A 24,951-nucleotide genomic window follows, 5' to 3' on the forward strand; every position below is an offset into this window, starting at 1 on the left:
GAACTGTGAGGTCTCACATTCCCAGCGGTTGTGTCGTCGGCTACTGAAACACCGCTGAAATCGAGAGAGGAAGACCTCGCGATGTCCACACCCACGACCGATCTTCGATCGCGTATGCCCGACCCCACCCAGTTCTTTCCCGAGGTGGGAAGCATCGCCGGGGCCATGTCCAAGGCCGCCCTGAACGGTGCGATTCCGCAGACCACCGTCGGTCTGGTGCAGCTCCGCGCCGGGCAGATCGTCGGCGCCACGTACCATACCGTCCGGCAGACCGGCCTCCTCCGCAAGGCCGGGGAGACGGAGGAGCGCATCACCGCCGTGGCATCATGGCGGGACGCCCCCTACTTCACCGATGCCGAACGGGTCGCGCTGGAGCTCCTGGAGGCCGTCCTCACCCCGAACCCGTTCGGGGAGCGTGTCCCCGACGAGCTGTACGCCAGGGCATCCGCCCACTACGACGACAAGGCACTCTGGACGCTTACCTTGGTGATCGGTCAGATCTGCTTCTTCATCCCCGTCGCTCTCATCGCCAAGCCGATCCCTGGTAAGCCCTTGGGGAAGAATTACCGCACGTAACGGAAAGGGGAGCATCCACGCCTTTCCACTCTCAACGTATAGCGCACTGGGGGGCTTGCGGCAAGACCCGGGTCGTGCCTCATGATTACCGACCGTAGGGCCAGAACCTGCGGAAATGGGGGTACGAAATGCGGGTGTCGTTGTCGACATGGGGATCGCGCGGGGACGTCGAACCGCTGGCCGCTCGGCCCGACGGTGGCCGCGAAGCTGCTGCTCGACGCGGTCAGCCAGTAAAGACGCGCCAGCGACCTCAGATCGGAGCCAATCACGTGAACCCGCTGACCACCAGCGCGTTTGACCTTCCCGACCACCTCTCTCCCAAGGCCGACCCGAAGCTGATCGCCGGCGACGAGCAGCACTTCGCGGCCATCGCGGACAGCCTTGAGCAGGCGATCGCCGACCTGTCCGACCGCCTCGACGCCGAGCGCAAGGCGCCCGGCGGCAAGGGCCGGCAGGCGTTGGACCGGGACCTGGAGGTCCACCGGCTGACCTCCCGCCTGCGCGCACTGCGCCGCTTCGGCCTGGACCTGTGCCTCGGGCATATAGTCAGCGCGGACGACCCCGAGCCCGTGTACATCGGACGACTTGGCCTCACGGACAGAGAGGGTCGCCGGCTGCTGCTCGACTGGCGCTCCCCCGCGGCCGAGCCGTTCTTCGGAGCCACCCACGGCAACCCGATGGGGCTGGCAAGCCGCCGCAGGTACCGCTGGACCCGCGGCCGGATCAGCGACTACTGGGACGAGGTGTTCACCTCGGACGGGTTCGAAGGGCACGCCGCGCTCGACGACCAGTCCGCCTTCATCGCCAGCCTGGGCGGCAACCGGTCGGCCAGGATGCGAGACGTGCTCGGCACCATCCAGGCCGACCAGGACGCCATCATCCGCGCGGGATCCAGCGGCGCTCTCGTCGTCGACGGCGGTCCGGGTACGGGGAAGACCGTCGTCGCCCTGCACCGCTCCGCCTACCTCCTCTACTCCGACCCTCGCCTCGGTCACCGCCGGGGCGGGGTGCTGTTCGTCGGTCCGCACCAGCCCTACCTGGCCTACGTCGCCGATGTCCTGCCCAGCCTCGGAGAGGAGGGCGTACAGACCTGCACCCTGCGGGACCTCGTCGCCGAGGGAGGGGCTGCCGCGATCGAGCCCGACCCGGACGTGGCCCTGCTGAAGTCGTCCGCGAACCTGGTGAAGGCGATCGAGCCGGCCGTCAGGTTCTACGAGAACCCGCCCACCAAGGGGCTGACGGTCACGACCCCCTGGTCCGACATCCGGCTGAGCGCCGACGACTGGGCCGAGGCGTTCGAAGCGGCGGAACCCGGCACTCCGCACAACGAGGCACGCGACCAGATCTGGGAGGAGCTGCTCACGATCCTGGCCGACAAGCACGACAACGAGGACATCTCGCCTGACCTGCTCCGCAAGTCACTGCTGCGGAACAGGGAGCTGCTCACGATCTTCAACCGCGCGTGGCCGCTGATCGAAGCGGCAGACCTCGTCGGAGACCTGTGGACGGTCCCCGCCTACCTGCGGATGTGCGCTCCCTGGCTCAGCCCCGACGACGTTCGGCGACTGCAGCGCGCGGACGCCCAGGCCTGGACGGTGTCCGACCTGCCGCTCCTGGACGCGGCCCGGCAACGCCTCGGCGACCCGGAGGCGGCGCGACGCAAGCGCCGGCAGAAGGCCGCTGTCGCCGCCGAACGCGAGCGCATGGCCAGTGTCGTCGACAACCTGCTCGAGGCCGATGACGACGGTGAAGGCGCGGTGACGATGCTTCGCGGACACGACCTACGGGACGCCCTGGTCGACGAGGCCGCACTGCTCAGCACCGAACCGGACCTGCTCGCCGGCCCGTTCGCCCACGTCGTCGTGGACGAGGCGCAGGAGCTGACCGACGCGGAGTGGCAGATGCTGCTGCTGCGCTGCCCGTCCCGGAGCTTCACCATCGTCGGGGACCGTGCCCAGGCCAGGCACGGGTTCACGGAGTCGTGGCAGGAACGGCTTGAGCGGATCGGGCTCGACCGGATCAACCTGGCCTCCCTGAGCATCAACTACCGGACCCCGGAAGAGATCATGGCGGAAGCCGAGCCGGTCATCCGGGCCGTGCTCCCGGACGCCAACGTGCCGACCTCCATCCGCGGCAGCGGCGTCCCCGTCGTACACGGATCCACTTCGGACCTGGGCTCGATCCTCGACACCTGGCTCGCCGCCCATGCCGACGGGATCGCCTGCGTCATCGGCGACCCCACGTTCCGGGCGACGTCCCGCGTCCGGTCGCTGACTCCGGAGCTGTCGAAGGGGCTCGAGTTCGACCTGGTCGTCCTCATCGACCCGGAGTCGTTCGGCGAGGGCATCGAGGGAGCGGTCGACCGCTATGTCGCGATGACCCGAGCGACCCAGCGGCTCGTCATCCTCACGAGCTCCTGACGTCGGCTGGACGGGTTGATGGCGGTGCCTCGCGAAGCGCGTCCGAGATGGGCTTGGCACCACGATGGGCGGTGTAGCCGCCGTCGATCGGGATCTCGGCGCCCGTGATGTACGACGACTCGTCGCTGACGAGGAAAACGACCAGCGGGGCGACGTCGTCCACGGTGCCGGTGCGGCCGAGCGGGGTCTGGGCCAGGTTGGCCTCGCGGAAGGGCGGGGTGGCAGAGGCGGTCATCGGGGTCTCGATGAAGCCGGGATGGATGGTGTTGACGCGGATACCGCGCGGACCGAGTTCCAGGCTGGCGGCGGCGGACAGGCCACGCAGGGCCCATTTGCTGGTGGTATAGGCAATCGGGTAGTGGGCGGTGAGGGCGGCGGCGGAGCCGACGTTGACGATGGAGGCGCCGGCCTCCATCAGGGGTGTGAGGTGCTGGATGCCGAGCAGCGGGCCGGTGAGGTTGACGGTGTGCACCCTGGACATATCGGCTTCGGTCACTTCGTCGAGGCGGGCGCGCCAAGTGATGCCGGCGTTGTTGACCAGACCGTCCACCCGGCCGTGCGTGGCGCTCAGCCACGTCGCCAGTCCTGCCCAGGAGGCGGCGTCGGTGACGTCCAGGCGGCGGCCGGTGATGCCCTCCAGCTCGGGCGGAACAAGGTCGGTGGCGACGACCTCGGCACCTTCCCGGGCCAGGGCGACGGCCTCGGCCGCGCCCTGGCCGCGGGCGGCTCCGGTGACCACGACGACCTTGCCCTGTACGCGGTTCATGTAGCTCCTAAGGACGGCGCCGCGGGCGAGGGCGTGCCTTCGGCAGCGGCACCGGATCCACGCCGGCGACAACGGTGTTGCGGATGGCGCCGATGCCCTCGACAGCGATCTCCACCACGTCTCCGGGTCGCAGTGGGGGTGGGTCCTGCCGGCCGCGCAGTCCCCACAGCTCGGCCAGGCAGCCGCCGTTGCCACAGGTGCCGGAGCCGAGCACGTCGCCGGGGCGGACCCACGTGCCCCGGGAGGCGTAGGCGACCAGGTCCTCGAACGGCCAGCCCATGTTGGACAACAGGTCACGGCCGACCTCGGCCCCGTTCACGGTGACGGTGAGTGCCAGGCGCAAGAAGCCGTCGGTGTCCCGGTACGGCGCCAACTCGTCGGCGGTGACCAGCCAGGGGCCGAGCGTGGTGGCGGTGTCCTTGCCCTTGGCCGGGCCCAGGTTGACCTGCATCTCGCGGGACTGCAGGTCGCGGGCGGACCAGTCGTTCATGATCAGGTACCCGGCGATGTGCTCCCGCGCGGCTTCGGGGGTCAGGTCGCGCCCGGCCCGGCCGATGACGGCGGCAACCTCCAGTTCGAAGTCGAAAGCTTGGCAGCCGGGCGGCACCGGCACGTCGTCATGTGGGCCGATGACGGCGTAAGGGTTGGTGAAGTAGAAGGCGGGCGCGTCGTACCAGGCGTCGGGCACTCCGGCACGGCCGTCCACGTGCTTGCGCACGCCTTCGACGTGCTCCTCGAAGGCGACGAAGTCACGGACGGTCGGCGGCTGGAACGGCGCCAGCAGCCGCACCTCGGGCAGCGGGACCGGCTCCCCTGTGGGCTCCACGTCGAGGCGGCCCTGCCGGAGCAGGCCGAGCAGGTCGCCGTGCACCGGGGCGACCATGCCGCCTGCCACGACGCCGCAGCGGACGTGGCCCTCGTGGGTGTAGGTGGCCAGGCGCATCAGACGGGCGGGGCGACGAACACGCCGCGGTCGACGTCGTTGAACGATTCCTTGGCGATCAGCTCGTTCATGGGGTTGGCGGTGCCCCACTGGTCGGTGACCTCGGGCTGGGAGAAGTCGTGGACGTGCGGGTGCCAGGCGTCCTCGTCCAGTTCCTCCAGCTCGGTGGTGTACTCGACGGTGTTGCCGTGCGGGTCGAGGAAGTAGGAGAAGGTGTTGTCGCCGGCGAGGTGGCGGCCGGGGCCCCAGATCATGTGAACGCCGGCGCGCAGCAGCCTGCCTGTCCCGTACATGTACTCGTCCAGCCCGCGCAGCTCGAAACTGACGTGATGCAGGGAGGCGTGCGGGCCGCGGGCGATGGCCATGCTGTGGTGCTGGGGGTTGCAGCGCATGAAGTGCATGACCTGGCCCATGTGGGGGTGGGCGAGGGTGTCGGAGAGGGCGAAGCCGAGGTGGGTCTCGTACCAGGTGCGGGTCGCGTCGATGTCGGGCGCGTTGAGCACCACGTGGGAGAGGCGGACCGGCACCGACTCCTTGGCCTCCAGCTTGCGGTGCCCGCGCACGGCGACGTCCGCGGAGACCTCGATGGTACGGCCGTCGAGGTCGAAGAAGCGGAAGCCGTACCCGCCGCCGGGGGTGTCCATCTTGCCGGGCTCGGTGATGAGCCTGACCTCGGCGGCGCGCAGCCGTTCGGCCAGGGCGTCCACGTCGGCGGGGCTCGCGGCGCCGAAGGAGACCAGGTCCAGGCGCTTCTCCTCCGCCTTGCGCAGCCGGATGACGTACCGCTCGGGCGAGCCCTCGGCGGCCAGGAAGCTGATCCCCGAGTCGTTGGCGACCTCGGTCAGGCCCCAGACGCCGGAGTAGAAGTCTCGCTGCTTGTCGTAATCGGGCACGGCGAGAGCGACGTGCCGCAAATGAGTGATGAGTCTCATGAGCCGTCCTTCAGGTCGAACAGGCGGATGGCGTTACCGCCGCGGATGGCGTCGAAGGTCGTGGAGTCGGGCCCGGCCGCGCGCAGGGCGGCAAGGGGGTCGGGTTCGCCCATGTCGAAGGGGAAGTCGGAGCCGAGCAGCACGCGCTGGGGCCCGGCGGCCCGGACCAGCTCGCGCAGCACGGCCGGGTCGTGCACCAGGGAGTCGAAGTGCAGCAGGCGCAGGTAGCTGCTCGGTTCGCGGGCACAGCCGCGGGCGTCGGGCCGCTCGCGCCAACCGTGGTCGGACCGGCCCAGGTAGTACGGCAGGTAGCCGCCGCCGTGCGCCGCCAGCAGCTTCAGGCCGGGATGCCGGTCGAGCACACCGGAGAAGATCAGGTGGGAGAGGGCGACGGCGTTCTCGACAGGCTGGCCGACGATGTTGGACAGGTACCAGCGGTTCAGACGTTCGTCGAGCGTGCAGCCGAACGGGTGCAGGAACACCACCGCGCCCGACTCCGCGGCGCGCGCCCAGAACGGTTCGTAGGCGGGGTCGGACAGCTCGCGGCCGGGGGCGTGCGAGGAGATCTCCACCCCTTTCAGCCCCAGGTCCAGTGCGTGGTCCAGGGTCTGCGCCATCAGGGCAGGGTGCTGGAGCGGGGCCAGGCCGAGGCCGTACAGGCGGTCGGGCGCCTCGGCCACGTGCCCGGCGACGCCCTCGGCGGCCAGGCGGCACACCTCCCCGGCAAGATCATGGTCGGCCCAGTAGTGGTAGTGAGAGGGCGACGGGCTGACGATCTGCACGTCCACACCCGCCTCGTCCATGGCCGTCAGGCGGTCGGCGACCCGGGTGAGCAGGCCGATCCGCTCGCCGACCATCGCGCCCGACACGGCGAGCGCGTCGGGGCCGTTGCGGCGCGCGTCCAGCTCCCGGTGCGCGGCGTGGCCGGGCTGTCCGGCCACTGCCCGCTCGATCTCGGGCAACAGCAGGTGCGCGTGTACGTCCACGGTCGTCATGGGCGCTCGCTCACCATCGCCGCGATCCGTCCCATCAGGCCGGGCACGTCCGCGTCGCGCACCCCGTCGAGCTGCCAGCGCGCGAGCTGTACCGACGCTTCGACCACGGCCTTGACCCGGTCGTGGCGGCGGGCCATGAAGACGTCGAACAGCTCCTCGTCGAGCCGGTCGGCGGCGAGCAGCAGTTCGGCCAAGACGGCGGCGTCCTCCAGGCACTGGGCGGCGCCCTGGGCGAGCGTGGGCGGGCAGGCGTGCGCGGCGTCGCCGATCAGCACGACGCGTCCGCGGTTCCACGGGCGATCCACGAGCAACGACTCGAACCACGTGTAGTTGATGCGAGCCGGGTCGGTGATGTCCTCGCGGATCTCCGCCCAGACCCCGCCGTACCCTTCGGCGAGGGCGCGCATGTGCCCGGCCTTGTCGCCGACGGCCTCCCGGGGACGGGCCTTCTCAACGAGGTAGGCGTACATGGTGTCGTCGCTGGTCGGGCAGTAGCCGGCGATGAAGCAGGGGCCACCGTAGATCAGATCGGTGCGCTCCACCTGCTTGGGGCGGCGGGTGTGGATGCGCCAGATGCCCATGCCGGTCGGCTCGGGCGCCAGGCCGATGCCGATCAGGCCGCGGACCTTGGAGCGGATTCCGTCGGCGCCCACGACCAGGTCGTAGCCGGCGGTCGTGCCGTCGGACAGGCGCACCCGGCCGTCAGCTGTGACGCTGTCCACGGTGAGCCCGTACCTGACACGTACCCCTGCCTCGCGTACGGCGGTGGCAAGGACGGCTGCCAGTTCGGGCCGGTTCATGCCGAGGGTGGCGGGCAGGTCGGCGCCGCCGGTGCGGACGTCGGGGATCTCGGCGAGCAGGCCGCCGTCGGGCGCGCGCAACCCGAGCGTGTCGAACCCGAACCCGGCCGCGCTGACCTGCTCCCAAACGCCGAGGTCGCGCAGCACTCGCAGGGCGTTGCCCTGCAAGGTGATGCCCGAGCCGAACGTGGTCGGGGCCGGCTCGATCTCCGCGATGTCCACGGCGACTCCGGCACGGGCGAGCAGGATCGCCAGGGCCGAGCCGGCGGTGCCGCCGCCGACGATGAGGACGTTCCCTACTGCTGGCATACGGGCCTCATTTGATGGCGAGGGGGTTGACGGGGGATCCGACCGCGCCGGTGATGGGCAGGGGCGCGGCGGTGAGGAAGAAGTCGTAGACGCCGTCGGCGGCGCAGTCGGCGGCGAGCGCGTCCAGGTCCCACATCTCGCCGACGAGCAGGCCCAGGTGCGGGAGGACGACCTGGTGCAGGGGCTGGAAGGAGTTCTCGAACTCGTTGGGGCGCACCTCGAAGCCCCAGGTGTCGGTGGCGATGGCGGCGATCTCGGTACGATGCAGCCAGCCCGCGCTCCAGAACGACAGGCCCGGCGCGGGTCCGCCCGCGTACTCGCCCCAGCCCTCGCGCTTCGCCCTGGCCAGCCGGCCGGTGCGCACGCACACGAGGTCGCCGGACCCCACCCGGACGCCGTGCGCCTCGGCCGTGGCCGTCAGGTGCTCCTCGGCGATGGCGAACCCGTCCGGCAGCTCGCCGTCGCCGATCACCCGGCCGACGTCCAGCAGCACCCCGCGCCCTGCCACGGGGGCGGCCAGGTGCTCGATGCCGGTGACCTGGTCGCCCTCGCTGGTGACGACCTTGTCGGCGGGGCGGCCGTTCCATGCCCGGCCGTGGTCGAAGATGTGGCCCAGGCCGTCCCACTGGGTGGAGCACTGCAGCGGCATGAAGATCGTGTCGTCCGCGCCGCCCAGGCCGTGCGGGAAGCCCTGGTCGCCGTGGACCGCGTCCGTGCCGGTGTCGAGCATGGTGTGCACCGGGTTGGTCCGCCGCCGCCAGCCCTTCTGCGGGCCGTTCATGTCGAACCGCTGCGCCAGCGAGAAGCTCACGCCGCGCCGGACCAGCCGGGCGGCGCCGGCCCGTTCGGCCGTACCGATGAAGTTGATCGTGCCGAGCACGTCGTCGGCGCCCCATCGGCCCCAGTTGGAGTACTTCGCGGCGGCCTCGGCGATGGAGTCCTCAGCGTTCATCGCGGCATCCGTTCCGCTGCACGCCGAGCCCGGTGATCGTGCCTTCCATCACGTCACCGGAGCGCAGCAGGCGGCCGTGGTGCAGACCGTTCCCGGCCGGGCTGCCGGTGAGCACGAGATCGCCGGGCAGTAGCTCCACGGTCTGCGAAGCGTAGGAGACGAGCCGCGCCACGTCGAAGATCATGTCCTTGGTAGACTCGTCCTGCATGACCTCGCCGTTGAGCCGCAGCGTCACTCGCAGGTTCGACGGGTCGGGCACGAACGCGGCCGGCACCAGGTACGGGCCGAGCGGTGTGAACGTGGGCGCGTTCTTGGCCCGCAGCCAGTCGGTGCCGATCTCCGGCATGTCGCGGCGGAACACCAGCTCGCGCGCGGTGATGTCGTTGGCGATGGTGTAGGCGGCCACGTGCTCCAGCGCGTCCTCCGGATCCACCCGGAACGCCGGGCGGCCGATCACCGCTGCCAGCTCCAGCTCCCAGTCCGGCTTCACGCACCAGGCCGGGATCACCACGTCGTCGTACGGGCCGGTGACTGAGGAGGGCAGGCCGACGAACATGTACGGCTGGTCCTCGGCCGCGCGGCGGTCCATCATCGCCCCGACCTCGGCCCGCACCTGCTCGGCCGGCCGCCCGCCGGCGGGCTCGTGCGCCACGGCCAGGTCGATCACGTGGGTGCGGTAGTTCGCGCCGGACTGCAGGATCTGCCGCGGCTCGACGGGCGCGTGCACCCGCAGCTCCGCCAGCGGCAACCACGCCCCCGAAGACGTCGACGCGGCGTCGTGCAGCAGCGGCAGGACGTCTTCCCAGCTCTCCAGCAGCGCGCGCGTGGTCGGCGCGGGGACGACAGGACGCAGGTCCAGGACGCGGTCACCGACGACCAGGCCGGGAAAGGCCGGGGCGGTCCCAGCGGAGAAGGACCCGAGCGCGAAAGGGCCGGCGAGAGACAGGGATGTTTCCATGAGGTTTCCTCCGGATGCGATGCCTTAACCTTGAGCCACCCATAAGAATTTGGGAAATTGATTCTTCAGATGTAAGCCATCCACGACATGGATATGTGCGTGAACCTCGCCAACCTCGACCTCAACCTCCTCGTCGCCCTGCGCGCGCTGTTGGAAGAGCGCAACGTCACCAAGGCCGGCCTGCGCATCGGACTGAGCCAGCCCGCGATGAGCGCCGCCCTGGCCAGACTCCGCCGCCACTTCTCCGACGAACTGCTGGTCAGACAGGGCAACCGCTACGAGCTGACCCCGCTCGGCACCGCCCTGCGCGCGCCCGTCGCCAACGCCTACGCCACGCTGGAACGGCTGTTCACCAGCCGCGCCGACTTCAATCCGGCCACCGAACAGCGCGACTTCACTTTGCTCTCCTCCGACTACGCGATCGCGGTCTTCGGCGCGCGGCTGGCCCGCGTGCTGCACGAGTCGGCGCCCGGCGTACGACTGCACTTCCGGCACCTGCCGCCCGACATCGTGGAGAACCCCGAAACCCTGCTGCCCAGCGTGGACGGCATGCTCATGCCGCACGGCGTGATCTCCGGCCTGCCCGCGGTCGAGCTCTACCGCGACGAATGGGTGTGCCTGGTGTCAGCCGGACATCCGGAGATCGGCGAGCACATCATGCTGGACGATCTGGCCCGCCTGCCATGGGTGGTCTACCAGCGCACCTTCGACACCCCGGTCACCCGCCAGCTCACCATGCTCGGGCTGGAACCGCACGTGGAGGTGTCCGTGCAGAGCTTCCAGCTCCTGCCGTCACTGGTGGCCGGTACCCGCCGGGTCGCCCTCGTGCAGCAGCGGCTCGCGCACCTGCTGCGCGACCTCGCCCCCGTCCGCGCGCTGCCATGCCCGTTCGAGGCGGTGCCGCTGCAGGAGGCCATGTGGTGGCACCCGGTGCACACCCACGACGCCGCCCACATCTGGCTACGCGAAACCGCCGAACGGGTGGCCGCCGAGCTCCCGGATCCACCGGCTCTCTCCGACAACGGACACGAGGCGACCACATGACACATCTCGACTTCAACCTCGTCGCCGCACTCCGGGCACTGCTGGAGGAACGCAACGTCACCCGGGCCGCCGCGCGGCTCGGCCTCAGCCAGCCCGCCATGAGCGCCGCGCTGGCGCGCCTTCGCCGCCACTATGGCGACCCCCTGCTCACCCGCGCCGGCAACGCCTACGAACTGACCCCGCTGGCGGCCATCCTGCGGGAGCGAAGCGCGGCCGCCTGCGACATGCTGGATCGGGTCTTCAGCGCTCAGGCGTCCTTCGACCCGGCCGAACCCCGCGACTTCACGCTGGCCTGCTCCGACTACGGCGCCGCGGTCTTCGGCGCCGCGTTGGCCCGCGTCCTGCACGAGCACGCCCCCCAGATCCGTCTCCATCTGCGCCACCTCTCCCCGGCGCTGGTGGAGAACGCCGCCACCGTGCTCAGCACGATCGACGGGATGGTCCTGCCGCACGGCGTCATCGACGGCCTGCCCGCCGTGGAGCTGTACCAGGACCGCTGGGTGTGCCTGATCGCCGACGATCATCCCGACGTACCCGGCGGGCCGACTCTCGATGATCTCAACCGCCTGCCCTGGGTGGTGTACCAGCGCGCCTACGACGCCCCGGTCGCCCGGCAGCTCAGCATGATGGGGACGAGTCCGCGGGTGGAGGTCTATGCCCCTACCTTCCAGCTGCTGCCCCTGCTGGTGGAGAAGACCCGGAGGGTCGCCCTCATACAGGAGCGACTGGCTCGTCTCTCGGTCGGCGGCGCGCGCGTACGCGTCGAGCCGTGCCCCTTCCCCGCCGTCCCGGTACAGATGGCCCTGTGGTGGCATCCGCACCACAAGCACGACCCCGCGCACATCTGGTTGCGTGAAAGAGCTACCGAGGTGGGACAGGCCCTGCGAGAAGCCCCCGAGCCATCCACCCGCTGAATAACGGGCATCACGACTTTCCGTCTTCCGCGCACCGCGTCCGGTGTCCAACAGTGATGCTGCACATTCCCCGCGACATCAAGCGAGGCCCGCATGTCACAGCCGGCCACCGTGAAGCAGGCGGGTTTGCCGCAGCTGATTCTGCTGCTCATCGGCAGCTGCATGCCCGTGCTGGGCGCCGTCCTGCTCTCGCCTGTCCTCCCCCGCATCAGCCAGCACTTCGCCGCCACGCCGGGCGTGGACGTGCTGGTCCCAGTGATCTTGACCGTTCCGGCGCTGTTCATCGCACTCGGAGCACCCTTCGCCGGCGCCATCGCCGACAAGTTCGACCGCAAGCGCCTACTGATCGCCGCCATGGTCAGCTACGCGATCTTCGGGACCGCGCCGCTCTACTTGGACTCGATCCAGGCGATCCTGGCCAGCCGCGTGCTCGTCGGCGTGTGTGAAGCGGCCATCATGACCTGCTGCACGACCCTGATCTCCGACTACTGGTCGGGCCCCCTCCGGGTCCGCTATCTGGGGCTGCAGACCTTGGTCGCCACCGTGGCCGCGACCGCCTTCTTCGCGCTGGGCGGATTGCTCGGGGCCGACGGGTGGCGCACGCCGTTCTGGCTGTACGCGGCGGCCGCGCTCGCCGCGATTCCCATGGCCGTCCTTCTGTGGCAACCGGCTGCCTCGCACCACAAGGAACGCAGCCCGTGGCCATGGCGCATCCTGGCCCTCCCTTGTCTGGTCACCATCGGCGGGGGCGTCGTCTTCTACACGCTCATCGTCCAGCTGTCCTATGTCCTGGACGACGCGGGGGTCTCCGACACGGCCGCGATCGGCGGCATCACCGCGCTCGTATCGCTGGCGACCGCCATCGGAGCCGGCCTGTTCGCCAAGGTCTCCGCCCGTGGGGCGCGGACGCTGCTCATCGCCGAATTCGTGGTATCCGGCCTCGGCCTACTGCTGATCTTCATGGCACAAGCGGTTCCCTTGATCATCGCGGGTGCCGTACTGACCGGCTTCGCCACCGGTGTTCTGCTCCCCACACTGCTCACCTGGGCGGTCAACAAGCTGCCCTTCGCCCAGCGCGGTCGCGGAACCGGCCTGTGGACGGGCGCTCTGTTCCTCGGGGAATTCCTCTCTCCGCTGCTCGTCAGCGCCCTGACCGCGGCAACCGGAGGGCTCGGTCTCTCCCTCGCGGTCATCGGAGTCGCGTCACTGGTCCTGGCCATCCTCACCGCGACGATCTTGACCGTTCCAACCGAACCGCTCAACGCCCCGGCAGCCCAAGAGGCGTCATAACAGCGCGGTCCAAGACCAAGCCCTGCACGATATGCGGGCTAGATCGTTTCCAGGATCGCCACGACTTCCCCCACCCGGGGGTCGTCCATGGCCTTCCATTCGGCCAGCGCGGACTGCAGGACCTGTCTGGCCGGTTCGCGCCGGCCGGCGTCCGCCAGGGCCTGGCCCAGGTCGGTCAGGGCCGTAGCCAGCCAGCGGCGGTTGCCCTTGCCCTGGTAAAGGGCCACCGCCTCGCGGAAGGAGCGCAGGGCCCGGCGCCAATCTCGCAGGGCCGCGTACGCACGTCCGAGATGACTCAGGACGTCGCCGCGCACATCGGTGTTGCCGTTGAGGGCGGCGGCATCGAGGGCCCGGCGGAAGTAGTGAACCGCGAGCACGTGGTCGCCGGCCAGGTGGCTCACGGTGCCCAGATTGTCGAGGAGGTGCGCGATTCCGTACTGACCGCCGAGCCGTTCGTACAGTGTCAGCGCCCGTTCCAGACAGCGCCTGCCCTCGGCGGGATCGCCGAGTTCGCCGTGGACCAGGCCGATGTTGCCCAGCACCATCGCCTCGCCTCTGGCGTGTCCGGCCTGCTGGAAGTGGGACAGCGACCGCTCGAAGCAGGACAGGGCGGCCGGGTGGTCGCCCATGTCGAAGTGGACGCAGCCGAGGGAGTTGAGTGTGTAGCCCTGCCCGGCCGGCTCGCCGGCGATCTCGGCCGCCCGCAGCGCCGACCGGGCGAACTCCAGGCCGTCGTGCCAGGGGATGTACCGGTCGAAGAAGGTGGTCATGGCGATGGAGATGCGCCACGCGTGCCCGGCCTGGCCGCTCGCCGCTGCGCAGGCGATCACGGAGCGCAGGCAGTGATACTCCCGTTCCAGCCAGCTCGTCGCCTGGCGGTGGTCGCCGAACGCCAGTGGCGGGATCTCGGTGGTGTACGGCTCGACGAAGTCCCGGACGCGGTGGGGCAGCAGTTGCCGGTCGGCCTCGACGACGGTGTACAGGTACCAGTCCAGCAGCCGGTCCACCGCCGCGTCGCGCTCACCGGCCCGCTCCTCCTCCATGGCGCGGCCGGTGGCGTACAGGTGCACCAGGTCGTGCAGCTCGAAGCGGTCCGGCTGGACCTGCTTGACGAGATGGGCGGCGACGAGCTGGTCGAGCAGCGCGTTCGCCTCCCACGGCGGCACGCCGACGAGCGCGGCCGCGGCCTCCAGCGAGAGGTCTCCGGTGGGATGCAGGCCGAGCAGGCGGAACATCCTGGCCACCGGCGGGGTCAGCGCCCGGTAGGACCACAGCAGGGCGGTGTTGAGATCGGCGAGGGGGTCGTCCTCGCCGATCCGGAACTGCTCCAGGCGGGCCTTCTCGTCCTCCAGCGCGCTGACGATCCTGGCCAGGCCGCCGCCGCGGTGGGCACGTTCCGCGATGACGGACAGCGCCAGCGGAAGGCCGGCGCAGAGCTCCACCAGGCGTACGGCCGCGTCACGCTCGTCGGCCACCTGTCGCGCGCCGATCACCTTCTCCAGCAGCTCAAGGGATTCGGGCCCGGTGAGGGTGTCGAGAGTGAGCTGGCGGGCGCCGTCTCTCGCGGCCAGCCCGCGGAGCTGGTTGCGGCTGGTGACCAGGACCAGCGAGTTGGCCCCCGGCAGCAGGGGCCGTACCTGCGCGCTGTCGCGGGCGTTGTCCAGGAGGAGAAGCATGCGCCGGCCCGCCAGCGTGCTGCGCAGCATCGCCGCGCGCGCGTCCAGGTCCGCGGACAGGCTGGTGGCGGAGACGCCCATCGCGCGCAGCAGCGTCTCGATGGCGACCATCGGTTCCATGGGCGCACCGGGGCCGAACCCGCGCAGGTTCAGGTAGAGCTGCCCGCCGGGGAAGCGGTCGATCATCTGATGCGCCCAATGGACCGCCAGCGCGGACTTGCCCGCGCCTCCCGGGCCGCCGATCACCACGATCTCAGTACGCCCCGGCACGTCGGCCACGAGCCGGTCCAGCCGGTCCAGCTCGGCCAGCCGCCCGGTGAAGTGCGCGACGCCGGAGGGCAGTTGCTGCGGCGTCATCGAGGCGCCGACCACCTCGGTCTCGCCCGCGGTCAGGATGGACTGGTGGGCCCGGCGTAACAGCTCGCCGGGGCGTACGTCCAGGTCCTCGCGGAGGCGGTGGGTGACGCTCTGATAGGCCTCCATGGCCTCCGCCTGCCGTCCCGAGCGGTGCAGGGCGCGGATGAGGTTGGCCCACAGGCGCTCGCTGTAGGGATGCCTGGCGGTGGCGGCCCTGAGGACGGCGATCCCCTGCTCCGGCCTGCCCCATTCGAGGTGGAGGTCCGACCAGCGTTCCAGGGTACGCAGCTGCTCCTCGACGAGCAGGGAAATCTCCTCGCGATGGAGTGCCTCCGAGGGGACGTTCGCCAGCAGCGGCTCTCCGCACAGCGCCATCGCCTCGGTCAGCGCGGCCAGCTCCTCGGCCGGCTCACCCCTGCGGGATCGTCGGCAGATCTCCCGATAACGCAGCAGGTCGAGGCTGTCGGGGGTGGCGGTGATGGTGTAGCTGCCGTCGAAGGTCCGGATGAGACCGGGGGCGCCCAGGGCCTGGCGCAGGCGGGTCAGGTGGGTCTGCAGGGCCGCTCGCGCGTTGGCCGACTCGTCACCGTCCCACATCCGCGTGATCAGGTGGTCGGCGGAGACGCGTTCGTTGGCGTGCAGCAGCAACGTCGCGAGCGCGATGCGCTGCTTGGGCCCGGACAAGGGGATCTCCGCTCCGGCGCTGCTCACTCGTAGCGCGCCCAGGACGCTGAAGTGGATCAAGCGACCCGCCCTCCACCCCTGTGCATTCGGCTGAGCCTAGGGGCCGCCGACGACAAGTTCAAAGACCGTGGCCGCTATACCAGCCTGTCCGGCTGAGGCACCTGGGACATCGCGCGTCGGGGTTGGACGCTCGCCGACGCGGAGCCGGACGCTGCGATTCAGGGGTCAAGGATGATGACGGACGCCTGCGCCCGTAAGTGGTGGCGTAAATTCGGAGCGGCATGGAATGCTGCCTGAAAGGGCACTGACGGGTTTTGGCTTAGCCGGCTCGGCTCCGGCGTTCATCGCAGGGTGAGTGGGATCTCGGATGCGATGCGGGTCAGCTTCTCCGGGTTGCGGACGTAGTAGAGGCCGGTGATGCGGGTGTCCTCGACCCGGATCGCGATGACGCCGTCGATCTCGCCGTCCAGGCGTAGGACGAGTGCCGGGTTGCCGTTGACCACCGTGGGGTCACCGGTGAGCGCGACTCCAGCCTTGCCGAGGCCACCGATGATCAAGCGGGACACCTTGCTGGCGCCGATGATCGGCCGCGGCGCGGCCTTCTTGACGCCGCCGCCGTCGCCCACCAGGACGACCTCAGGGGCGAGCACGTCAAGGAGGCCCTGCAGGTCCCTGGTTTCGAGCGCGCGCCGCAACGACTCCAGAGCCGTCCGGGCCTCGCTCGGGGAGATCACCTCGCGAGGGCGGCGGGCATCGACGTGCCGGCGGGCGCGGTGCGCGATCTGGCGGACGGCGGCGGGGTTCTTGCCGACGGTGGCCGCGATCTCGTCGTAGCTGACGCCGAAAGCCTCACGCAGCACGAAGACGGCGCGCTCGGTCGGCGACAGCGTCTCCAGCACGAGCATCAGCGCCATCGACACGCTTTCGGCGAGCTCGACGTCCTCGGCCACGTCCGGCGTGGTGAGCAGGGGCTCGGGCAGCCAGGAGCCGACATACGCCTCCTTGCGGCGTCTCATGGTGCGCAGCCGGTCGAGCGAGCGCCGGGTCGTGATCCGGACCAGGTACGCGCGCTGGTCGCGTACCTGGCCCATGTCGACCTTCATCCACCGCAACCAGGTTTCCTGGAGGACGTCTTCGGCGTCGGCCACCGATCCGAGCATCTCGTAGGCGACGGTGAAGAGCAGGTTGCGGTGGGCGACGAACACCTCGGTGGCGGAGTCCATCGGGTCACCGCCGGCGAACGGCTCGGCTGTGCCCGTCGTTGGCTCGCTGCGCTCGTTCATGGCCGGCTCCTGCCGTTCGCTGTCAACTGTGCTCGCCTCACAAGACGGCGACCCTCACCGCTGTGTGACATCCGTGACGGTGGCGCACGTCACATGGCCGCGCTGTCACAGAGGTCGGGGCAGCGGCGCCTCATGTTCGTCAGGACACCGCGATCCGCGCGGTGATCGCCACCGCAGAAAGAACGGAAAGACATCATGAGCAAGGTCTGGTTCATCACCGGTTCCTCACGCGGCCTGGGCCGTAACTTCGTCGAGGCCGCCCTGTCGCGCGGCGACAAGGTGGCCGCGACCGCCCGGAACACCGCAAGCCTTGACGAGCTGGTCGCCACCTACGGCGACGCACTGCTTCCGCTGGAGATGGACGTCACCGACAAGGCCGCCGTCTTCGACAGCGTCAAGCTGGCCAAGGAGCGCTTCGGCCGTCTGGACGTCATCGTGAACAACGCCGGCTACGCCCAGGTCGGCGCGATCGAGGAGCTGACCGAGCAGCACCTGCGCGACCAGCTGGAGACCAACCTGTTCGGCGCGGTGTGGGTCATTCAGGCCGCGCTGCCCTACCTGCGCGAACAGGGCGCGGGGCACATCATCCAGCTGTCCTCGGCGGCCGGGCTCCTGGCAATGCCGCTCGGCGGCGCGTACCACGCCTCCAAGTGGGCCCTGGAGGGCCTGAACGAGGCCCTCGCCCAGGAGGTCGCCGGCTTCGGCATCAAGGTGACCGTGGTCGAGCCCGGCGGTTTCGCCACCAGGTCCGGCAAGAACCCCGATCCGCTCGCCAACGGCCACGTGGCCGCGCCCAACCCGATCTACGACGGTCTCCGCCAGCGCCTCGCGGGGATCGCGGGAAAGCAGCCCGCCGGCGACCCGGCCGCCGCGGCCCAGGCGCTCCTCAAGATCGTCGACTCCGACGACCCGCCCCTGCGGGTGCTCTTCGGCCAGGGCTTCTACCCGATGATCCAGCAGGTCTACGCCGACCGGCTCAAGACCTGGGCCGACTGGCAGGACCTGTCAGCGGAGGCTCACGGCAAGCTCGACCAAGAATGAAGAGTAGTCACATATATAATGCTATTGCTAATTAGTCGCAATAATATGGAGCATGACTGACCCCACCCCGCCAGTACGGCGGTCCCTGTTCCTCCACGCGCCCATCCGGCGCGGGCCGCGCGCTGTGCTGGAGCGCATGCTCGCCCTCGTGGACGACGACACCCCGCCGGATGGCCCCGATGGCCCGGTCGCGGTGCTCGAACGGCGCATGGCCGCTCTTCTCGGCAAGGAGGCCGCGCTGTTCTTCCCGAGCGGGACGATGGCCCAGCAGGCGGCGCTGCGGGTGCACGCCGAGCGGAGCGGACGGCGCGCCTTCGCCGCGCACCCCCAGTCCCACCTCGACGTATGGGAGGAACAGGGCTACAACGCCGTCCACGGCCTATGGCTCCACCGGACCGGCGACCCGTTCGAGCTGATGACCGCCGACGACCTGACGGCCATCGGCGAACCGCTCGCCGCGGTGGTGTGGGAGCTGCCGCAGCGTGATCTCGGCGGACTCCTGCCCGAATGGGATGACCTGTGCGACCAGGTCGCGATCGCGCGGGCCACCGGCGCCGTCCCGCACCTGGACGGCGCCCGGATCTGGGAGGCTCAGACCTACTACCGCCGCCCCCTGGCGGAGATCGCCGCGCTGTTCGACACCGTGTACGTCTCGCTGTACAAGAGCCTGCTGGGCACACGCGGCGCCGTACTCGCGGCGGACACCGCCACGGTGGCCACCGCCAGGACCTGGCGGCAACGGCTCGGCGGCGGCATCCGCGACGCGTGGCCGCTCGCCCTGTCCGCCCTGGTCGGCCTCGACACGATCGCTGACCGGATGCCCGTCTACCGCGACCACGCCATCGCGATCGCGGCGGCCGTCAACGCCGACGGCGCCGCCCGCGCCTACCCCGATCCTCCGCAGACACCGATCTTCCACGTCCACCTGCCGGCGCCCCGGCGGGCCGTCGAGCAGGCCGGCGCGGCCATACTCGCCGAACACGGCGTCCAGTTGTACGGCCGCGTGCGATCCGGACCGGACCCGTCCCGGTGCAGCTTCGAGGTGACCGTCGGCGAGAACGCGATGGACTTCACCCCCACCGAGGTCGTCACCCTCCTCCACGAACTCCTGGAGCGCGTGCGCGCGGTCGGTTGACCGCTTGCGAAGGTCAGACTCCTGCGTCCACCAGCTTGGAGATCGCCTCCAGGGCGTCGAAGCGGGAGAAATCATCCCGAAGTTTCTGCGCACGAGCGCGATAAGAGGGCGTCGACAGGACGGTGTCCACGGCGCTGCGGAGTGCGGCGTCGTCGGGCCGGGCGGTGCCCAGGTTGACTCCTGAGCCGCTCCACTCGACCCGGGCGGCGATCAACGGCTTGTCCTCGGTGGCGCCCCCGACGACGAGCGGGACACCGTGCCGTAGGGCGGTATGCACACCACCGTAGCCACCGTTGGTCACCAGAACATCGGCGAAGGGCAGCAGCATGTCGAAGGGGATGAAGTCCGCCAGCCGTGCGTTGTCCGGGACAGTTCCCATGAGGTTCCGCACCTCCTCGGCACCATCCGGACGCGCGGTGGCCGCGACGACAAGGGCATCGGAGTCGCCGAGGACGCGCACCGTGGGAATCACCAGTTCCTCCAGGTCCACGTTGGCGAACGTCCCCTGCGTGGCCACCACGACCGGAGCTACGGCGCGATGGACGTGATCACGCTGGCGGAGGGGCAGCAGGTCGTGGTGGACTCCGGGCACCTGGTCGCCTACGACGAGACGGTCAAAGAGCAATCTGCGCCGGGCGGTCGAAGGTAAGACGGTCCAGTCACTCAAGTCAGGCGAAGGCTTGGTCTTCGAGTTCACCGGGCCGGGCCGGATCATGACACAGACCAGGAATCCCGGTGCCCTGATCCTCCACCTGACGGAAGTGCTCCCCTTCGAGCGCGCTTGACACCGTGAGCAGGTGCCCGCCCGGCTGGATCACTCGGGATCCGGGTGAGCCGTCCTGAGTTCCCGGCGCAGCCGGGCCGGGTCGACTTCGGTCACAGCCGTCTTTCCGTCCAGCTCCCAACCCTTCCCGTACGCCGCGGCGAAGGCTTCCTCGCCCAGCGCGGCCCGCCCTCGGCGGGTCAGCTCGCGTACCTGCTGATCGGTGCGGTCGTGAGCGCCGCGCAGCCGGGAGGCGGCGCCGAGCAGGACGGCCGACTCGTGATGCCGCCCGTGCGCCGCCGCGAGCGCGGCCGCCGTCACCGCCCCCAGCGACAGGATCGGCAGGTCCCGGGTCTCCAGCGCCACCGCGTACGCCTTCTCCAGCGTCTTCTTCGCGCCGGCCAGGTCACCCAGCTCCAGGCAGAGCGAGGCCCGCACGTTGCCGGCCAGCGCCCGCGCGTGGTGACCGGGGAATGTGGTGTCACCGCGCAGAGCCCGGTCGGCGTCGTCGAGCAGTTCCCGCGCTCGGTCCAGGTCGCCGCGCCGCACCCGGAAGGCGGCCTCCCACGCGTCGACCAGGGCCGACATCTCCGGCGAGTTCGCACGCAGCGCCCGTTCCCGGGCCGAGTCGATCATCGCGATCGTCGCGTCGGTGTCGCCGCGCCGCAGGTGCAGGTCGATCCAGCGCAGGTCGCTGAACACCTCGTCGCTGAGGCTGAGTGAGCCGAACTCCCCGGCCAGCGACCGGGCCTCGCGCAGGTCGGCCAGCGCTCCGTCGAGGTCGCCGTCGTACTGCCGCTGCTGGGCGCGCATCGGCAGCACGGTGGCCTGGCCCCAGCGGTCGCCGACCTGCCGGAAGCAGGCCAGGGCCGCTTCCACGTCGGTGCGCATCTTGTCCAGCTGGCCCGCGTTCTCGGCGAACTGGGCCCGGAACATGCGGGCCAGCCCGGACAGCCACACGTCGTCGCCGTCGACCAAGCGCTCGGTGATCACGAGCGTGGTCTTCACCTCCTGTCCGAACGCGAGCGGGAGCGCGGTGAGCGCGCCGTACGGGCCCGGCAGCTCGGGACAGGCGAGCAGCCGGTCGGCCAGCTCGCGCAGCTGCGCCTGGTCGTACGCGGCCTCCTCGGTGGTCATCCCCGGCCGGGTGCCGACCCGGTTGATCAGGTAGATCGCGTGGGCGCAGTCGCGGTCGGGCGTCGGCGCACCGCCGGGCACCGCCAGTGCCTCACCCAGCCAGTAGGCCGCGTCGGCGTGCCGGCCGAGCATCTGCCAGTACCAGGTCAGGTTCAGGGCGAGAGCGATCGCACCGGGGGCGTCGCCGGTGTCGCACCGCCGGCGCAGGGCGGCCAGCGTGTTGTCGTACTCGGCGCTGATGACTCGCATGGCCGCCAGCTGGCCGGGTCCGCACAACTGCGGGTCGCATCGGGCCATCAGCTCGGCGAAGTAGCCGGCGGCCAGGTCGCGGACGGTGTCGAGGTCGCTCGTCTCGGCCAGGCGGTCGATGCCGTACTCGCGCAGCGTCTCCAGCATGCGGTAGCGGCCCGGGTCGGGCGCGAGCTGCAGCAGCGACCGATCGACCAGGCCCGCGAGCAGCTCGGGAATCTCGGCAGCCGACACCGCGGTGTCGGCGCAGACCGCGGTGGCCGAGGCCGGCGTGACGCCGCCGGACAGGATCGAGACGCGTTCGGCGACCGTACGCTCGTGCTCGCTCAGCAGCTCCCAGCTCCAGGCGATGACCGCGCGCAACGTGCGGTGCCGGGGCAGCGCGGTACGGCTGCCGGTGGTGAGCAGCCGGAACCGGTCGGACAGCCCGTCGGCCAGCTCGGGCAGCGACAGCGTCCGCAGCCGGGCCGCGGCCAGCTCCAGCGCCAGCGGCATCCCGTCCAGGCCGCGGACCACCCGCCGGACCTCGGGCAGCGTCGTCTCGTCCACGTCGAACCCCGGGCGCACGGCCGCCGCTCGTTCGGTGAACAGGCGTACCGACGCCGCCCGCCGGACCTGCTCGACGCCGTCGTCCGGCCCGGGCAGCGCGAGCGGGCCGAGCGGCACCAGCGCCTCGCCGTCGACCGCGAGGGGTTCGCGGCTGGTGGCGAGCACGCGCAGCCCGGGGCAGCGGGACAGCAGTGCCGCGACCAGGTGGGCCACGGCGTCGATCAGGTGCTCGCAGTTGTCGACCAGCAACAGGCTCTCCCGGCCGCCGAGCTGGTCGGCGAGTACGTCCAGCTCGTCGCCCTCGACCCGCATCCGGGCCTCGAACATCGCGCCACCGCGCAGCCCGATCCCGGCGAGCACGGCCGCGCCGACCTTGGCCGGCTCGGTGACCGAGGCGAGGTCGATCATCCAGGCGCCGTCACGGTAGCCGTCGCGGTGGCGGCGGGCGGCCTCGACGGCGAGGCGCGTCTTGCCGGCGCCGCCCGGGCCGAGCACGGTGACCAGGCGACCGGCGGCGAGCAGCGTGTCGATCCGGGCGAGGTCGTCGTCGCGCCCGATGAAGCTGGTCAGCGGCGCGGGCAGGTTACTCGGCCTGGTCTTCGCGGCGGCGGCGACGGCGGCGGTGGCGACGGCGGTGGCGGCGACGGCGGTGGCGGCGGCGGGCCGCTCGGCGCGGAGCAGGTGCAGGTGGCGCTCGCGTAGGGCGGTGCCTGGGTCAGTGCCGAGGACGTCGGCCAGGGTTTCGCGGACCCGCTCGTACAGGGCCAGGGCCTCGGCCTGGCGACCCTGGGCGGCGAGCGCGTCCATGAGCAGCGCGGCCGCCCGCTCGTAGACCGGCTGCTCGGCGAGCAGGGCGGCCAGGCGGGCGGCGGCCGCGTCGGCGCGGCCCAGGGAGAGCTCGGCATCGGCGAGGTCAGCGACGGCCTCGATCGAGGTTTGGGCCAGCCGGGTCGCGGCGGCGGGCGCTACCGCGGCGACGACCGTGGGCTCGGCGCCGGGACGGTCGCCCCACAGCGCCACGGCCTCGCCGAGCACAGCCGCCGCGCCATTCGGGTCGCCGGCGCGCAGGCGGTCACGCCCGGCGGCGGCGAGCTGCTCGAACCGCAGCGCGTCCACGTCGGCCGCGTCGACGTCCAGCCGGTAGCCACCCGCGACCTGCGCGACGTCGCCGGCCGAGCCGAGTGCCCGGCGCAGCCGCGAGACAAGGGCCTGCAGAGCGTGGGCGGGGTCGGCCGGCGGGTCCTCGGCCCAGATCGCGTCGAACAGGACGCCCTGCTCGACCGCGCGCCCGCCGGCGAGCGCGAGCCGTACGACCAGACCCTGCAACCGCGCACCCGGAACGGACAGGGCGACGTCACAGCGAGACGCCTGAAAGGCGCCGAGCAGCGTGACGCGAAGCCGCGCACCCCCGTCCATCTCCCGATCCTCGCGTACGCACCCTCGGGTCCCCAAATCATCCGCCATGGGAAGCCTGCCGGGTGCTTGCTCGAACGCAGCGGTGACGCGGGGTGTCAGCGCCGTGTGCGCCCCTGTGAGCGCCGTGTGCGCCCCGTGTGAGCGGCCCGCTTCAGTCTTGGGGTGCCTGAAGAGAACAGGACGACGAGCTTCGAAAGCCTCGAAAGCCTCGGAAAGGGAGTTCTCATGCACGACGTAGTGATCGTGGGCGCCGGCCCGGTTGGTCTGTTCCTTGCCTGCGAGCTTGGTCTCGCGGGCTGCTCTGTCCTGGTGCTTGAGCGGGATCCGGAGCCCCGCTCCCCGTGGAAGGCGGACCCGCTCGGGATGCGGGGCCTGTCCGCCGCGTCGGTCGAGGCGTTCTACCGCCGGGGGATGCTGCACCCGCTCTTGAAGACGTCGGGCGTCAACGACTATCCCGACGCGGACGAGCCGTCACCATCCCCTCGTGGCGTGGGCCACTTCGCCGGCATGATGCTCGATCCGGCCAAGGTCGACGTCGCCGCTCTGCCGTTCCGGCTGCCCAGCCCGGCGATGGAGGGCGTGATGACGAACCTCGAAGCGATCGAGACCGTACTGTCCGAGCGGGCATCCATACTCGGCGTGGAGATCAGGCGCGGCGTCACGATCTCAGCCATCGCGCAGAACGATGAGAGCGTGGTCGCGCGAGCCGGCGAGCACGAGTACGCGGGGCGCTGGCTCGTCGGCTGCGACGGCGGACGCAGCGCGGTGCGTGGGCTCGCGGGCTTCGACTTCGTCGGCACCGAGCCGCAGTTCACCGGCTACGCCGTGCACGCCACCATCGCCGATCCCGAGAAGCTGCGCCCCGGGTTCAATCCGACGCCGACCGGCATGTACCTCCAGACGCCCCTGAAAGGGCACATCGGCATGATGGAGTTCGACGGCGGCGCGTTCGATCGCTCGCAACAGCCGACTCGCGAACATCTCCAGGCGGTTCTGCGCCGTGTAGCCGGCACCGACGTGACGCTGAGCGAGATCCATCTCGCCTCCAGCTATACCGATCGGGCGATGCAGACGACGACCTACCGGCAGCGGCGCGTCCTGCTCGCGGGCGACGCCGCTCACATCCACTCTCCCCTCGGAGGGCAGGGACTCAACACCGGCATCGGCGACGCCATGAACCTGGGATGGAAGCTCGCGGCGACCGTGCACGGGTACGCGCCGGACGGGCTTCTCGACACCTACACCCGCGAGCGCCATCCGATCGGTTCCTGGGTGCTCGACTGGACGCGCGCCCAGGTGGCGGCCATGAAGCCGGACCCGCATGCCCAGGCGATCCAAGGAGTGATTCGCGACCTGATCGGGACCCGTGACGGAACGACCTACCTGTTCGACAAGATGTCGGGATCGTCGATCCGCTACGACCTCGGCAGCGAGCAGCCGCTGGTCGGCCGTAACGCCCCGGATTTCCGTTTCGAGGACGGCACTCGCCTCGGCGACCTGATGCAGGACGGACGAGGCGTCGCGCTCGATTTCAGCATCGACCGATGCCTCCACGGTTCAGCGATGGGCTGGGAGAGCCGGGTGCGGTATGCGGCCGGGCCGGCGAGAAACGACCTCGGATCAGGTGCCGTGCTTGTCCGACCTGACGGCGTAGTCGTCTGGGCAGGTGATCGCGAGCCTGATCGTGAAGCTTTTGAGCGGGCCGCCGGCCATTGGTTCGGTAATCCGACAATCTCCTCAACCGAGTTCTAGGAGCGTACAC

General features: G+C 70.6%; 20 protein-coding genes. 9 read left to right on the top strand and 11 right to left on the bottom strand.

What is annotated here, in order from left to right; genetic code table 11:
- Window positions 1–81: 81 nt before the first annotated feature.
- On the top strand, window positions 82–576 hold the full coding sequence (locus AB0B91_RS51205; protein ID WP_358337691.1) for a carboxymuconolactone decarboxylase family protein: 495 nt from the start codon (window positions 82–84) through the stop codon (window positions 574–576).
- 269 nt (window positions 577–845) lie between these two features.
- A complete protein-coding gene (helR, locus tag AB0B91_RS51210; protein ID WP_358337694.1) occupies window positions 846–2,996 on the top strand; it encodes an RNA polymerase recycling motor ATPase HelR in 2,151 nt (716 codons plus the stop codon).
- Here the strand turns inward: helR and AB0B91_RS51215 are convergent.
- From AB0B91_RS51215 to AB0B91_RS51245, 7 genes are read right to left on the bottom strand one after another with little or no spacing between them, the layout of a single operon-like run.
- Window positions 2,983–3,762: an SDR family NAD(P)-dependent oxidoreductase gene (locus AB0B91_RS51215; RefSeq protein WP_358337697.1), complete on the bottom strand. Its 780-nt coding sequence runs from the start codon at window positions 3,760–3,762 to the stop codon at window positions 2,983–2,985. The two genes, helR and AB0B91_RS51215, sit on opposite strands and share 14 nt — an antisense overlap.
- Before the next feature lie 7 nt (window positions 3,763–3,769).
- Window positions 3,770–4,705, bottom strand: coding sequence for a fumarylacetoacetate hydrolase family protein (locus tag AB0B91_RS51220; protein ID WP_358337700.1), 936 nt, complete (start codon window positions 4,703–4,705; stop codon window positions 3,770–3,772).
- A complete protein-coding gene (locus AB0B91_RS51225; protein WP_358337703.1) occupies window positions 4,705–5,637 on the bottom strand; it encodes a VOC family protein in 933 nt (310 codons plus the stop codon). Before AB0B91_RS51225 ends, AB0B91_RS51220 begins: the two co-directional genes overlap by 1 nt.
- Window positions 5,634–6,632 carry an amidohydrolase family protein gene (locus AB0B91_RS51230; protein WP_358337706.1) on the bottom strand — a complete coding sequence of 333 codons (999 nt, stop codon included), beginning with the start codon at window positions 6,630–6,632 and terminating at the stop codon, window positions 5,634–5,636. The genes AB0B91_RS51225 and AB0B91_RS51230 overlap by 4 nt, the downstream gene beginning before the upstream one ends.
- A complete protein-coding gene (locus tag AB0B91_RS51235) occupies window positions 6,629–7,741 on the bottom strand; it encodes an FAD-dependent monooxygenase (protein ID WP_358337709.1) in 1,113 nt (370 codons plus the stop codon). The genes AB0B91_RS51230 and AB0B91_RS51235 overlap by 4 nt, the downstream gene beginning before the upstream one ends.
- A gap of 7 nt (window positions 7,742–7,748) precedes the next feature.
- Entirely contained in the window at window positions 7,749–8,693 is a 945-nt protein-coding gene (locus AB0B91_RS51240) for a cyclase family protein (protein WP_358337712.1), read from the bottom strand.
- The gene (locus AB0B91_RS51245) at window positions 8,683–9,651 is read right to left on the bottom strand and encodes a fumarylacetoacetate hydrolase family protein (protein WP_358337715.1); all 969 of its coding nucleotides are present in this window, start codon (window positions 9,649–9,651) and stop codon (window positions 8,683–8,685) included. The genes AB0B91_RS51240 and AB0B91_RS51245 overlap by 11 nt, the downstream gene beginning before the upstream one ends.
- Window positions 9,652–9,750: 99 nt before the next feature.
- Between AB0B91_RS51245 and AB0B91_RS51250 the strand changes: the two genes are divergently transcribed.
- The 3 genes from AB0B91_RS51250 (at window position 9,751) to AB0B91_RS51260 (ending at window position 12,899) form a co-directional block, all read left to right on the top strand.
- Window positions 9,751–10,695, top strand: a complete 945-nt coding sequence (locus tag AB0B91_RS51250) for a LysR family transcriptional regulator (RefSeq protein WP_358337718.1) — start codon at window positions 9,751–9,753, stop codon at window positions 10,693–10,695.
- On the top strand, window positions 10,692–11,609 hold the full coding sequence (locus AB0B91_RS51255; RefSeq protein ID WP_358337721.1) for a LysR family transcriptional regulator: 918 nt from the start codon (window positions 10,692–10,694) through the stop codon (window positions 11,607–11,609). Before AB0B91_RS51250 ends, AB0B91_RS51255 begins: the two co-directional genes overlap by 4 nt.
- A gap of 126 nt (window positions 11,610–11,735) precedes the next feature.
- Window positions 11,736–12,899 carry an MFS transporter gene (locus tag AB0B91_RS51260; RefSeq protein ID WP_358337724.1) on the top strand — a complete coding sequence of 388 codons (1,164 nt, stop codon included), beginning with the start codon at window positions 11,736–11,738 and terminating at the stop codon, window positions 12,897–12,899.
- Window positions 12,900–12,937: 38 nt separating this feature from the next.
- On the opposite strand, the gene AB0B91_RS51265 is transcribed toward AB0B91_RS51260, so the two are convergent.
- Together AB0B91_RS51265 and AB0B91_RS51270 are read right to left on the bottom strand one after the other, a co-directional pair.
- Window positions 12,938–15,676, bottom strand: a complete 2,739-nt coding sequence (locus AB0B91_RS51265) for a BTAD domain-containing putative transcriptional regulator (protein WP_358337726.1) — start codon at window positions 15,674–15,676, stop codon at window positions 12,938–12,940.
- 281 nt (window positions 15,677–15,957) lie between these two features.
- Complete coding sequence (locus AB0B91_RS51270) at window positions 15,958–16,899, bottom strand: RNA polymerase sigma-70 factor (protein ID WP_358337729.1); 942 nt, start codon at window positions 16,897–16,899, stop codon at window positions 15,958–15,960.
- Window positions 16,900–17,094: 195 nt separating this feature from the next.
- Between AB0B91_RS51270 and AB0B91_RS51275 the strand changes: the two genes are divergently transcribed.
- Complete coding sequence (locus AB0B91_RS51275) at window positions 17,095–17,940, top strand: SDR family NAD(P)-dependent oxidoreductase (protein WP_358337732.1); 846 nt, start codon at window positions 17,095–17,097, stop codon at window positions 17,938–17,940.
- A 52-nt stretch (window positions 17,941–17,992) separates the two neighbouring features.
- Window positions 17,993–19,075, top strand: coding sequence for a beta-eliminating lyase-related protein (locus tag AB0B91_RS51280; RefSeq protein ID WP_358337735.1), 1,083 nt, complete (start codon window positions 17,993–17,995; stop codon window positions 19,073–19,075).
- A 13-nt stretch (window positions 19,076–19,088) separates the two neighbouring features.
- On the opposite strand, the gene AB0B91_RS51285 is transcribed toward AB0B91_RS51280, so the two are convergent.
- A complete protein-coding gene (locus tag AB0B91_RS51285; RefSeq protein WP_358337738.1) occupies window positions 19,089–19,667 on the bottom strand; it encodes a nucleotide disphospho-sugar-binding domain-containing protein in 579 nt (192 codons plus the stop codon).
- Between the two features lie 34 nt (window positions 19,668–19,701).
- On the opposite strand from AB0B91_RS51285, the gene AB0B91_RS51290 reads away from it, so the two are divergent.
- A complete protein-coding gene (locus AB0B91_RS51290) occupies window positions 19,702–19,860 on the top strand; it encodes an AIM24 family protein (protein WP_358337815.1) in 159 nt (52 codons plus the stop codon).
- A 29-nt stretch (window positions 19,861–19,889) separates the two neighbouring features.
- Here AB0B91_RS51290 and AB0B91_RS51295 read toward each other — a convergent pair whose 3' ends face one another.
- Window positions 19,890–23,189 carry a BTAD domain-containing putative transcriptional regulator gene (locus AB0B91_RS51295; protein WP_358337741.1) on the bottom strand — a complete coding sequence of 1,100 codons (3,300 nt, stop codon included), beginning with the start codon at window positions 23,187–23,189 and terminating at the stop codon, window positions 19,890–19,892.
- Between the two features lie 162 nt (window positions 23,190–23,351).
- Between AB0B91_RS51295 and AB0B91_RS51300 the strand changes: the two genes are divergently transcribed.
- Complete coding sequence (locus AB0B91_RS51300; protein ID WP_358337744.1) at window positions 23,352–24,941, top strand: FAD-dependent monooxygenase; 1,590 nt, start codon at window positions 23,352–23,354, stop codon at window positions 24,939–24,941.
- Window positions 24,942–24,951: the final 10 nt, after the last annotated feature.

Origin of the sequence: Nonomuraea sp. NPDC049141 (assembly GCF_040648415.1) — a bacterium.
Lineage (GTDB): Bacteria > Actinomycetota > Actinomycetes > Streptosporangiales > Streptosporangiaceae > Nonomuraea.